A 12,643-nucleotide genomic window follows, 5' to 3' on the forward strand; every position below is an offset into this window, starting at 1 on the left:
CAACAATTTGTTGCTTAAAGTCATCACTAAATTGACGACGGATTTTTCTAGACATAGAGTTCTCCTGTTTTCTTTAGTGTAGAACACTTTATAAATTCTGTCTAGTTTAGTGTAACCGATTCAGACCAATGAGTTACTTTTAATCGGTTACTTGAAATAATGTAATTTCTTGTTAAGTCAGCAACTTGCTTTAATTTAAACATAGGTTATTTCTTTCTTTTGAAACGATATAAGTAGTACAACAACTATACATTTTAGGGAGATAAAAATCTAAACAGCTGAACTGCTTAGATTAGTGTTGTTCTTTCCAGTAGGAATATACAACAAGTTTGATAATATAGCTAAGCCGAGGTAGTCTAATAGCACCGTCTTCTTTCATCAGATTATAGCGAAAATCATCAAGTCCAGCAAGTACATCCTCGTCTAAATAAATACGGGAGGTAACTGTGGTTTCTAAGTTAGGATTAACATTTTTTACGTCTGCTTCCATCTGTTGGCGTAGCTTTTGCCATTTGTCAATTGGATAGTGTCTAGTATTTCGATAGGATTCTTCTATGACACTTCCTATAGAGGCTTTCAGAATGATGTTAAATGAAAGACCATTCAATTCATTGTAGTGATTGGTAAGAAGTGTTTTTTCAAGTTTTTCTAGAAAATCCACTTTATTTAGTTCTTGAATTTTACGTTCTTTTTCTTGAATCAGTTCATCTATCCATACCTTTGCTTCGTATGCAAGGCGGACACTCTTATATACCCTAGTCATACATTTTCCTTTCTAAAGTTCGTTTGAGAATTTAATTCTATCCATTGTTTCAAGATCTGTATAGAAGTTGAAATCTGTTTTATTTAGTTTATTACAAATTTGTTTAATCATATACTTGCCACGTTCTTCGATCCGCTCATTGACTTTTTTAAGAAAAACTGGATAATTTTCTTTTTTTGGAAGGATTTTTTTATCGTGACCTTCCCAAAATAATTCTACATTGTATTCGGTATTAACGTAAGGTTGTAAGTAGTATGTTTCAACAAAATTGGTCCATGCGTCAGGAGACAAAATATTTAACCATTCTTGTAATGACAGTAAAGTTATATCCCAATAGTCCCTAGAAAAATAATATCGACCTGTGTTCATCCAGCTGGGAAGGACAGTAAAATTTCCAATTGTATGGGTTAAGGTTGCAAACTTTTGGAAATCATCTAAATTATTTTGAATGTTATCAAACATTAGATAGTTTTGACTTTGATAGAGGGTAGAATATGAAATATGGCGTTCTTTTTCTTTTATTCCTAATACTTTTGATAAAGTGCCATAATCAGAACTATCTTTTATAGCTTCGTTAAAAGTTGTAATAAAGGAATTCATCGCTTCCCCTCTAATAATGTCTTTTACTGAATTTTACCAACCTAACATTTGATATAAGTAGAATGCTTCTTTATCGCAATCAGCATATTCACCACTTTTTCCTGTAACACAAAATTCAGTTGTTTTTTTTAATTCATAAGACTTGTATTTTAGAATGTTACAAAGATTATTTGTTGATAAATCATCAGAATAACAATTCTTGAAATCCCATAACCACGGTTTGATATTTTGACTATCGCAGTACTTAAGCCATTTAATAATTTTTTTGTTTTCCATAGGAATCCTCCTGAAAAATGTGTTAACACCACTATACATATACTATACCACAAATTTAGTAGATTTCAATTATTTTTTAAAAAAATAAAAAATTTTTTTCTTTTTTCTATAGTAAATAATGTGTTGTAATGAAAAAAGCAATTTTCAATATATAAAAATAGCATTTCATTTAGAATGAAGTGCTTAAACAAGATCTTATAGATATTTTATTTGGAGATATTGGTTTTTATGATTCTTAATTGTAAAATGTTTTTTAAGATGAAGCAACTGGTCTAATTGAATATTTCCAGCAATTATTGCCCCTTCATTTTTTTGACTGATTCCAAAACAGGCGAACCATTCACCATTAGTGGAAGTTGACAGCATATCTGTACTAAAGTATGCTTTATATTCTTCATGATTTGGAAGAGAACGAGGGTCAGGAATCACGAGAACATCATTGCTAAAAATATATTCAAAATCATTACCTCCCTCAACCCATTTATCTAGAACTGGAAAAACAAAATCAGATTCTGAATAGTCTAGAAGAGTATTATAAGCTACTACGCTATCATCTTTGATTTTAAAAACTAGGATATTTGGCTTATCTAAAAATGTTATTGAAGTCATAGTTCCTCCTCTCAAGTTTTAATAAAAGATATTTTTAGGCTTTTAATATTTACAGTGAAAGTAGATATTATTTTTACTATAATTATATCATAAAAGTGCTTGTAATCTAACTGTTTTTTTTCTATACTGATTGGGAAAAAGTATAAAATAATTAAAAGGTGGTAGAATATATGTCTGATAATAAATTACAACAAATATGGAGTTCTGCGAAAACTTCAGAAGCATTGATTGAACGTTTAAAGGAAAGTGATTCATTGGAATATATTGATAAAAATAAAATTTTTTCCTGTACAATTTATAAAGAAGCATGGGATGAGGTAGAAAAAACTGGACCTAACGGAATAAGAGGAAATATTAAGACGGCTTTTACGAATAAAGAGCTTTCTGACATAACTGGGTTAGAATCTTCGAATGGTTCTAATATTAATTTTGTATTTATTGGTATTAGTTCTTTCGGTGATATTATTGAAGTTGGAAAATCTAGTATAGACGGTGACTGGGCAAATAAAATATATTTTGAAAAAGGTGTGTCAATTGAATACCTTGAGTATATAATAGAAAAAACTTTGGAATCTTCACCCAAAATGAAAGCTAAAGAATTGTTAAATATCCTATCTCTAAACCTGAATAAGTTTTATGAACGTATGATTATACTTCCTATTATCTCTGATCAAAATACAGATGATGATATTGCTATACAAATGGAAAAAGTTGTAGGTAATCATGTGGCTATACCGTTTATAAAGGATAATAAGAATATTAAGTTTGTTCGACCAAATAGTCATAATGGTGGAGCGAAAAATACAAAATAATACACTAACTTATCTTTTACCTTTTTTAGTGTGAAGGGAGTCACGCAATAAAAACTTAAAATACCATCCTTACTTTTGAGAGTAGAGATGGTATTTGAATTTACTCATATCAGTTTAGGAAATAGGGCAAATTATTGATATACCTGACTCGTATTATCTTAATTTTATGGTAAAATTGCCCTATTTAGATAAAACTATTTGAAATTCATTAAAAGTTTGTAAGAAAATTTAGACCCCAAATAGCTTAAATAAAGGAATATGAGCTAGTTTAGATATTGGATTAGCCAAACCAGGTCTTAAGAAAGCTCGTAAAGCTTCACAATTCTCAAAACGTTAATATCAGCGATATATCAACGTTTCAAACGCCTTTTGGTTCACACCATCAGGCGTTTTTTAATGTTTTTTTAGCAAAGTTCACACCACTTTTCACACCAAATTCACACCATTTAATTTTATAGTTATCGGCAGGCAATCTCTCCAACTGTAATAGGACTCAGCTTTGTAATCACCCCTGTGGGGGTGTATTAACAGTGTTTATTTCTGAAATAATTATTTAGCAGAATGATTAGGAAACAATATTAAATGCTATAAGCACATAACGAATCTGAGTATTCGAAAACATCAAGGAACAAAAATAGCCCAAGAAATTTTTCAGGCTTATGGCGTGAAAAATAGAGAACTTCTCTTGACAAGAATAGATTTTTACGGTAGACTATTTAGGTATGTTTAGTAACTGATATCACAATAGCCGGCTAAACGAATACGAAAATTCTAGAGGAGGTATTCATCGTGAAACGTACTTTTCAACCAAGTAAAATCCGTCGTGCACGTAAACACGGTTTCCGTAACCGTATGTCTACTAAAAATGGACGTCGTGTCTTAGCAGCTCGTCGTCGCAAAGGCCGCAAAGTTCTAGCGGTAGCATAAGACAGATGAAACCACCGAAAACTCGAGTTCGGTGGTTTTTTGATGGAAGAATTTAAGTCAAAAAATATAAAGTGAACTTCAGGTAACTAGCTATTTTTATCCGATGTAGTGACAGCTTATGCGAGTGATGATAACGATGTTAGCCCGGTAGTTTTATCTCTAGCTCTGCCAGCAGTTTTAAGCATTAAATGGTTTTTCTTTGAAAAATACCCTAAAATTGACAATCATAAAAATGGTGGTGACATCTTGAATACTGGACGAGCGGGGATATGATGTGGCATGCGAATGAGACAACAGCAAGATGTCTCATCTCAGAGTTAATTGCTAAGTCGCTGATGAACAGTTATAAAAGAGACTAGGCTTGGTAATATGGACTTGTTAGTGACCAGCATGAGCGACGCTAACTGTCGAACGGACCGCTCAGCTCCATGTTGGCAATAAAAAGAAAGCTAAAAGAGGTCAGGATTGCATGCGTACTTAGCATTGTCATCCTAAAAATGACTTTTAGCTTAAAATATGGTATACTATAGGGACGATGTGATTGCGAGGTGAAAAATGAAAGCAAAGCAAATCAGTGAAACAACGTTTAAAATTACGATTAGTATAAAAGATTTAGAAGATAGGGGCTTGGAACTAACTGATTTTATCATGCCGCAAGAAAGAACGGAAGAATTTTTCTATGCCATGCTAGAAGAAGTTGATTTGCCTGATGCCTTTAAGCAAAGTGGCATGCTCAGTTTTCGGGTGACACCAAAGCCGGATAAGGTGAATATTTTTGTCACCATGTCTGAAGTTGCGACAGATTTCTCGATGGCCGATTTGTCTAATTTTGAAGATTTAGCTCATCTGACACCTGAAGAAATTTTCAAGAAAATCGAGCAAAAAGTTTCCGAAAATGGAGACTCGGAAGCCCTGCAGCGATTAGCTCAAGCTGAGGAACAAGACATGGAAGAGGCTGACGAGCTGGGAATTATTTCAGATTTTACGCACTATGTCTTGTCATTTGAACAGCTGTCAGATGTTATCGCATTTGCGAAAATGGTTGACTATCCTGTTGAAGCGGCTGAATTATATAAATTTCAAGGCACGTATCGCCTGACGGTATTGATTTACGTCAAAAACCGGCCAGAAGCTTATCCACACCAGATTTATGCGAGATTGTTAGAACATGCGACTGAAGCCTCTGAGACTAGAGCTTACTTGAGGGAGCACGCAATATCGCTTAGGGAAGGCGACGTCCTCGCAGAGTTAGCAAGTATAAGGGGCTAAGAATCATATGGTATCATTTTCTATAGAATATGTCCTCGTTCTTATCGCTACCTTGCTCCTATCCTTAATCGCTACGCCGCTCGTCCGTTTCCTAGCCCTGCGTGTAGGTGCAACTGATCAGCCTAATGCGAGACGTATCAATAAAAAACCCATGCCAAGCAGTGGTGGATTAGCCATTATTTTTGCCTTTGTGGTGTCAACGCTGCTCTTGATGCCCTTGGTTTTGCCCATCAAAGAGGGCTTTGCCTCCTATGTTGACTACATTTTTCCTGTTGTCTTGGGCGGTCTTGTTATCGGTATAACAGGTTTTATAGATGATATTTATGAAATTAAGGCGATTTACAAAATGTTAGGAATTGTTGTGGCTGCGATTCTGGTTTATCACTTAACTGATTTTCGCTTTGACAGCTTCAAAATTCCTTTTGGTGGTCCTCTATTGCAGTTTGAGCCGTGGCTGACCTTCATTTTAACCATTTTTTGGATTGTTGGCATTACAAATGCAATCAACTTTTTAGATGGTCTAGATGGCTTAGTGTCTGGGGTGTCAATGATTACCTTAACGACGCTCGGTTTGGTCTCAAACTTTTTCCTCTTTGAGAGTGATTTGTACCTTACCCTAACCATCTTTATTCTGATTGCAGCCATTATTGGTTTCTTTCCTTACAACTATCACCCGGCCATCATTTATCTGGGTGATACAGGTGCCCTGTTTATCGGCTTCATGATTGCTGTACTGTCCTTGCAGGGGTTGAAGAATGCAACAGCAGTTGCTGTCGTGTCACCGGTTTTGATTTTAGGTGTGCCGATTATTGATACAGCGCTGGCGATTATTCGCCGTCAGTTGTCGGGCAAAAAATTCTATGAGCCAGACCGCATGCATCTACATCACCGTTTGTTAGTGCTTGGCTTTACCCATCGTGGAGCAGTCTTAGTCGTCTATGGACTGACCCTCCTGTTTTCAATAGCCTCCCTCTTGTTGAATGTTTCCAGCCGATTTGGCGGGATTTTACTCATGTTTGGCGTCTTATTAGGGGTTGAGTTGCTGGTTGAGAACTTACGAATCTTAGGGCAAAACCGCACCCCTTTGATGACAACGTTACGTTTTATCGGCAATAGTGATTTTAGACAAGAACAGCTAGCCATGAGGAAACATCAAAAACGCCAACGTCAAAATAAGAAACCATAGAGATGCTAGAACAAACACCCAGGCTGGGGTTGCCATCACTCAGCAGATACGAAAACTAAGCCCAGCCCTCATTAGGTGTGTAATCCTAGTGAGGGCTTTATGGTTGATTTTTTATTGGCATTAAGTGCCAGAAGATAAACGGATTTATTCTATTGACGGAAAACCAACATTATCGCCTCTGGTATGAGTATAAAAAAAACAAGGATACTACGAATGATACCTTAGCCTATCAAAAAGTTATGGTTGGTGATTTTAGTCATCTTGTGCTATAATGAGATGATAGGAACATTTAGCAGTGCTGGATGTTTCGCTGGCTACTTGTTAAAAATGATGTGATTTCTTCTAAAAAATGTTGAGTCACTTCGTTTAGATGAGTATGCGACTTGCTTATAGCAAAATATGATAGAAAAAGGTAATGGTGATGACTGTAAAAATCAATACCAAAGACGGTCAAATTGAACTGTCAGATGATGTGATTGCGACGGTTGTTGGCGGAGCAACCACAGAGATTTTTGGGGTGGTTGGCATGGCTAGTCGTGCTGCTCTGAAGGATAATGTACAAGCACTTTTGCGCCGTGAAAATTACGCCAAAGGTGTTGTGGTAAAATCCATTGAAGAAGGCATAAGTGTAGATGTCTATACCGTTCTTAGCTATGGCGTTAAAATCAGCGAGGTAGCAAAAAACATTCAGGAACGGGTGCAATTTGCGTTGGAAAATCAGCTGGGCATTAAGGTCAACGCTGTTAACATCTATGTTCAAAACATTAAGGTAGCAGGAGATAACTAAGTGACTAAGATTACAACAAGTGTATTGCAAGATATGGTGCAAGCAGCTAGTACTCGCTTGGGTAACCAGGTGGAGTATGTCAACTCCTTAAACGTCTTTCCAGTTCCAGATGGTGACACAGGGACAAACATGGGAATGACCATGGATAATGGTGCTAAAGAAGTTGCAGACAAACCAGCCTCAACGGTTGGACAAGTTGGACAAATTTTATCCAAGGGCCTCCTCATGGGCGCACGTGGAAACTCTGGGGTGATTACCTCCCAGCTTTTCCGTGGCTTTGCACAATCAATCAAAGATAAGACCGAGCTTGATGGTAAGGATTTGGCACACGCCTTTCAGAATGGTGTTGAGGTTGCTTATAAGGCTGTGATGAAGCCTGTTGAGGGAACGATTTTAACGGTTTCAAGAGGTGCTGCTACAGCGGCTCTAAAGAAAGCAGAGCAAACAGATGATGCTGTCGAAGTGATGCGTGCAACCGTTGAAGGTGCTAAGCGTGCTCTAGCTAAAACACCAGACCTCTTGCCAGTGCTCAAAGAAGTTGGCGTCGTTGACTCAGGCGGTCAAGGTCTCGTTTACATCTATGAAGGTTTCCTAGCTGCTCTTACAGGTGACTATGTCGCCTCAGAGGACTTCAAACCGACCCCAGCTAATATGGGAAGCATGATCAATGCCGAGCATCATAAATCTGTAGCTGGTCACGTTGCAACTGAGGACATCACCTTTGGTTACTGTACAGAGATTATGGTCGCTCTGGGACAAGGACCGACTTACGTTAAAGAGTTTAACTACGAGGAGTTTCAGGGCTACTTGAGCACACTGGGCGATTCGCTTCTTGTTATCAATGATGATGAAATTGTCAAAGTTCATGTGCACACAGAAGACCCAGGTCTCGTTATGCAAGAAGGTCTCAAATACGGTATGTTGGTTAAAGTTAAAGTTGACAACATGCGTGAGCAGCATTCTGCTGAATTACAAAAGTCAACCGCTCCAGCTGCACCGAAGAAAGACTATGGTATTATCGCAGTAGTTGCAGGTCAGGGTTTGGCAGATATTTTCACTTCACAAGGTGTAGACTATATTATCTCAGGTGGTCAAACCATGAACCCATCGACAGAGGATATTGTCAAAGCTATAGAAGCAGTCAACGCAAAACAGGTGATTATCCTACCAAACAACAAAAATATTTTTATGGCCGCCCAATCAGCGGCAGATGTTGTTGACATCCCAGCAGTTGTTGTTGAAACTCGAACTGTTTCACAAGGCTTCACCAGTCTGTTGGCCTTTAACCCAGAAGCTAGCTTGGAAACAAATCAGGCTGCAATGACGGATAGCTTATCAACTGTGACTAGCGGTAGCGTCACTTTGGCAGTACGCGATACAACAATTGATGGCTTGGATATTCATGAAAATGATATTCTGGGTATGGTTGATGGTAAGATTCTGGTATCCACACCAGACATGGAAGAAGCACTGCGTGCGACCTTTGATCAGATGATTGATGAGGATAGCGAAATTGCAATGATCTACATCGGTGAAGAAGGCGACCAAGAGGTGGCAGAAGATTTGGCAACTTATCTGGAAGAAAAGTATGAGGATATAGAAGTTGAGATCCATCAGGGAGACCAACCTGTTTATCCGTACTTGTTCAGTGTTGAATAGCTCAAAGCTCCAATCTTGTTTGGAAGATTATAGAACTACAAAGCGAGGTTGGGACGAACGTGAACTTCACTCCAAAAGTTGGACAAGAAATATTATTGAAAGGATTTGGTTCTGTATTGCACAGGACTAAGTCCTTTTAGTTTTGTCTTAATGCGTTTATTGTTTTGTAATGGCTTATTCAGTTGTACACAAACGGAGATGGAAAACGGATTTACAGATTAGTTTAAGACGTCAGTTCACCAGTTTCTCGAAGATTTTATAGTAGTGTCTCGATAAAGGATAAGTGATGTTGGTTAATGTGAACTCTTAATTAAAGACTTAATTTCTGGAGTGGGACTAGGATTGGCACAGTCGGTTCTGAATGAGAAAATACTGACAAATGATAGGCGTGAGTAAAGAGAGTCTTCTATAAACTGAGTGTAAAAGAAATCTGGCGTTTTATTTCTCAGATGTTAGGCTTAAGAGATGAAAAAAGCCCGATTTGGGCTTTTTCGTATCTCTAATTAACTGTGTGGAAGAGTCACTTACAACTTGGTCAAGATGATAAAGTTCAGGATAAAGAGGGTAGTTGCACCCCACAGGATTGGGTGAACATCTTTGGCTTTGCCGGTGACAATCTTGACTAGGCAGTGAAGGATAAAGGCTGCTGCAATCCCATAAGAAATGCTGAAACTCATGGCCATGAAAACAGCTGCAAAGAAGGCTGGAAGAGCTTCCTCAAAGTTATTCCATTCGACATCAAGGAAGGACGACACCATCATGACCCCAACGATGATCAAGGCAGGTGCGGTTGCTGCAGCTGGGACAAGACCTGCAACAGGAGCCAGTAAAGTTGATAGAACAAACAAAGCAGCTGTCATCACCGCTGTCAAGCCTGTTCGACCACCAGCCGCAATACCTGCAGCAGACTCGACATAAGTTGTTGTGTTTGATGTGCCGAAAATCGCACCGATAGAGGTTCCGATGGCATCTGCAAAGAGGGCTTTATCCATCTTAGAGTTGAACCCCGAACTGGTTTCAAGGGCACGTTCATCCTCTTCAGAGAAGATACCTGTCTTGCGACCAGTTCCGATAAAGGTTCCCAAGGTGTCAAAGGTATCTGACAGACTAAAGGCAAAAATCGTCATGAGAACCGTTGGGAGCTTAGCTGGGTCACTGAAGAGTGAGCCCATACCGTCAAAGGCTGCAAAGGTTGTTGTGCCAAGTTCAGCAAAAGCATCCGCAAGGCTATTTTCCGCTAGATTGATGGCTGAAAAATCAACGACACCAAAAGGAATACCCAAGAGGGTAGTTGCCACGATACCGATTAAAATCGCTCCGCGGACATTTTTGACGACAAGGATAGCTGTCAGCATCAAACCGAAGACTGCCAATAAAACACTGGGTTCAGTGAAAGTCGTAATAGAAGGCACAACCCCTCCACCAGCTAGAACTGAATAGACACCATTTTCAAAGGTTGCGGCAGTTGCTTCAGCAGGTGCAACGCCATTAACCGTGATAATATCGCTCCCTGAGGTCAAGAAAGTAATCAGATTAGCGTTTTTGAATCCAAGATAGGCGATAAAGACACCGATACCACCGCCGATGGCATGTTGAAGACCTAGCGGAATTGATTTAATGATACTCTTACGAACCTTTGTTACTGTGATAAAAACATTAAACAAGCCACAAATAAAGACCATTGCCAAGGCTTCTTGCCAGGTAAAACCAAGCCCAAAGACGACCGTATAGGTGAAAAAGGCGTTTAGACCCATCCCTGGAGCCAAAGCGTAAGGCACATTGGCAAAGAGTCCCATAATCAAGGTAGATACCGCAGAGGCAATAATTGTCGCCAAAAAGACCGCTTGAGATGGCATACCAGCGGCACTCAAGACACTAGGGTTGACGAACAAAATATAAGACATAGCAAAAAATGTTGTAATCCCTGCCATGATTTCAGTTGTTGTATTCGTTCCATGCTCTTTGAGCTTGAAAAACTTATCCATGTTCAACAGAACTCCTTAAAATCGTATATTTTCCTAAAAGGGAGTTTTTATTATAACGCAAGAAAAAACCTTTTTCAAGGTTTTTTTGTTATTTTTTGTGTATCGTTCGCTTTTTACCTGTCGTCTTCCATGAAAATTAGCACCATAATTTGGATAAAGGTAAATCCGATGATAAATGGCAGAGCTTCACGGCTGACAACTGCTAGCATTTCATCGATGACCAGCTTTGGACGGGTCAAAATATCCCAAGAATTGAGCCTAGCGTAACGTCCGATATGAATGGCAAAGCTGGACACACTAGACAAAATGACAATCAAACCCCACCTCAGATAAGGTTGTCGAATTTTTAAGCTCTCAAAGGCATAGCGTACGCTTAGTACCCCTGAGAAGACTCCCAGCAAGATACTAGGCACATAGAGCATAAAGAGAATCATGCTAGAGCGCTCCCAAAGCACGGTTGAGGTAAAGTGCATGTGAACAATATCCGTCAGCATATAAAAGGTATTTGGAAAGAAGAAGAACCAAGCGAGCAGAAAGGGCAGGCGAACATACCACTTGCTTGTACTGGTAGCAACTGCCGAACAGTTCAGAGCGATGAGTGACAAGCCCATGTTCCACGTCAGGTTGGGACCTGTAAAGTTAATGTAGAGCATACTTGCTGCCAAAGCCAGAAAGCAGAGATGAATCACAACTAATTTTCGAAGCATTTTTAGTCCTCTTTCTCATTGACATGGCTGGCGATCAGTGTCATATCTCCGTCAAATGCCCAAGCCGTCACATCATTTGGCAAAATGAAATGGTCTCCTTTTGTCAGTTGATAAATCGTGTCCTCAATTTTTAACTGACCATCACCGTCTAAAACACTGATAAGGAGGTAAGGCGCTGTTTGAGTCATCTTGACTTCACCTGTAATGTCCCACTTGTAAACGGTAAAAAAGCTGTTGCTGACAAAAACCGTTGTCGTGAGGTGCTCAAGCTCCAAGCGAGCTGGTGTCGTGTTGAGGGGCTTTCCAATCGTTGCCACGTCAATCGACTTGGACAAGTGAAGTTCGCGTAAATGACCTGCATCATCACGTCGGTCGAAATCGTAGACCCGATAGGTGGTATCGCTTGACTGCTGGGTCTCCAGAATCATAATCCCTTTCCCAATCGCATGAATGGTTCCTGCTGGCACATCAAAAAAATCTCCAGCTTTGACAGGGACATGTGTCAGCAGCTTATCCCAATCGCCTGCCTCGATACGTTCAGCTAATTCCTCACAGCTGGTCGCTTCATGTCCGTAGATAATCTCTGCACCTTCGTCTGCTGCGATCACATACCAGCACTCTGTTTTGCCAAGCTCACCTTCATGTGCCAGACCATAGGCATCGTTAGGATGAACCTGAACACTTAACCAGTCATTGGCATCTAAAATTTTAGTTAAGAGGGGAAAGACTGGGCTTTTTGGGTAACCAAAAAGATCGGGGCGCTCGGCATAAAGGGTGTCCAGCGCTTGTCCAGCTAAGGCACCGTTTGAGACAACTGATACACCATTGGGATGAGCGGAAATTGCCCAATATTCGCCAATCTTATCATTTGGCAAGGTATAGCCAAATACATCGCGTAAGCGATGACCACCCCAGATTTTTTCCTGCAAGACGGACTTAAAAAATAATGGTTGTGGCATAATAACTCCTTGAATGATTTTCTTGATTGTAGCATATTTTGAGGCATTTGGAAAGTCTGACCCTTTTGGGCAATAGCAGAGCGACGACCCGGTACCAGATGTTA

13 protein-coding genes and 1 pseudogene are annotated in these 12,643 nt (G+C 39.3%); 6 read left to right on the top strand and 8 right to left on the bottom strand.

The features are described from left to right. Window positions 1-292: 292 nt before the first annotated feature. The 4 genes from ACERC7_RS05745 to ACERC7_RS05760 all read right to left on the bottom strand — a co-directional run bounded on the left by ACERC7_RS05745 (window position 293) and on the right by ACERC7_RS05760 (window position 2,248). Window positions 293-763, bottom strand: coding sequence for a hypothetical protein (locus ACERC7_RS05745; protein ID WP_373657977.1), 471 nt, complete (start codon window positions 761-763; stop codon window positions 293-295). Between the two features lie 12 nt (window positions 764-775). Then, window positions 776-1,363 (bottom strand): hypothetical protein, encoded by a 588-nt coding sequence (locus ACERC7_RS05750; protein ID WP_373666388.1) that lies wholly within the window; start codon window positions 1,361-1,363, stop codon window positions 776-778. A gap of 33 nt (window positions 1,364-1,396) precedes the next feature. Next, the gene (locus ACERC7_RS05755; protein ID WP_373666389.1) at window positions 1,397-1,639 is read right to left on the bottom strand and encodes a hypothetical protein; all 243 of its coding nucleotides are present in this window, start codon (window positions 1,637-1,639) and stop codon (window positions 1,397-1,399) included. Between the two features lie 195 nt (window positions 1,640-1,834). Beyond that, window positions 1,835-2,248, bottom strand: coding sequence for a hypothetical protein (locus tag ACERC7_RS05760; protein WP_105209103.1), 414 nt, complete (start codon window positions 2,246-2,248; stop codon window positions 1,835-1,837). 170 nt (window positions 2,249-2,418) lie between these two features. Here ACERC7_RS05760 and ACERC7_RS05765 point away from each other — a divergent pair, with 170 nt between their 5' ends. From ACERC7_RS05765 to ACERC7_RS05790, 6 genes are all read left to right on the top strand, one after another. Next, on the top strand, window positions 2,419-3,060 hold the full coding sequence (locus ACERC7_RS05765) for a hypothetical protein (protein ID WP_373657980.1): 642 nt from the start codon (window positions 2,419-2,421) through the stop codon (window positions 3,058-3,060). A 789-nt stretch (window positions 3,061-3,849) separates the two neighbouring features. Further along, window positions 3,850-3,987: a 50S ribosomal protein L34 gene (gene rpmH / locus ACERC7_RS05770; protein ID WP_018368178.1), complete on the top strand. Its 138-nt coding sequence runs from the start codon at window positions 3,850-3,852 to the stop codon at window positions 3,985-3,987. 555 nt (window positions 3,988-4,542) lie between these two features. Continuing rightward, window positions 4,543-5,256: an adaptor protein MecA gene (locus tag ACERC7_RS05775; RefSeq protein ID WP_373657981.1), complete on the top strand. Its 714-nt coding sequence runs from the start codon at window positions 4,543-4,545 to the stop codon at window positions 5,254-5,256. 7 nt (window positions 5,257-5,263) lie between these two features. Beyond that, window positions 5,264-6,442 carry a glycosyltransferase family 4 protein gene (locus tag ACERC7_RS05780; protein WP_373657982.1) on the top strand — a complete coding sequence of 393 codons (1,179 nt, stop codon included), beginning with the start codon at window positions 5,264-5,266 and terminating at the stop codon, window positions 6,440-6,442. Between the two features lie 421 nt (window positions 6,443-6,863). Then, a complete protein-coding gene (locus tag ACERC7_RS05785) occupies window positions 6,864-7,229 on the top strand; it encodes an Asp23/Gls24 family envelope stress response protein (protein WP_018368174.1) in 366 nt (121 codons plus the stop codon). Continuing rightward, entirely contained in the window at window positions 7,230-8,888 is a 1,659-nt protein-coding gene (locus tag ACERC7_RS05790) for a DAK2 domain-containing protein (protein WP_373666390.1), read from the top strand. A 92-nt stretch (window positions 8,889-8,980) separates the two neighbouring features. Here ACERC7_RS05790 and ACERC7_RS05795 read toward each other — a convergent pair. The 4 genes and pseudogenes from ACERC7_RS05795 to manA form a co-directional block, all read right to left on the bottom strand. Continuing rightward, window positions 8,981-9,052, bottom strand: a pseudogene (locus tag ACERC7_RS05795) (IS3 family transposase); the annotation flags it as partial. 360 nt (window positions 9,053-9,412) lie between these two features. Next, window positions 9,413-10,873 carry an NCS2 family permease gene (locus tag ACERC7_RS05800; protein ID WP_373660115.1) on the bottom strand — a complete coding sequence of 487 codons (1,461 nt, stop codon included), beginning with the start codon at window positions 10,871-10,873 and terminating at the stop codon, window positions 9,413-9,415. 113 nt (window positions 10,874-10,986) lie between these two features. Continuing rightward, complete coding sequence (locus ACERC7_RS05805) at window positions 10,987-11,580, bottom strand: DUF1361 domain-containing protein (protein ID WP_373657987.1); 594 nt, start codon at window positions 11,578-11,580, stop codon at window positions 10,987-10,989. 2 nt (window positions 11,581-11,582) lie between these two features. Then, window positions 11,583-12,539 (bottom strand): mannose-6-phosphate isomerase, class I, encoded by a 957-nt coding sequence (gene manA, locus ACERC7_RS05810; RefSeq protein WP_373666391.1) that lies wholly within the window; start codon window positions 12,537-12,539, stop codon window positions 11,583-11,585. Between the last annotated feature and the right edge of the window lie 104 nt (window positions 12,540-12,643).

Origin of the sequence: Streptococcus sp. E17BB, from assembly GCF_041807725.1 — a bacterium.
Classification (GTDB): Bacteria; Bacillota; Bacilli; order Lactobacillales; family Streptococcaceae; genus Streptococcus; species Streptococcus entericus.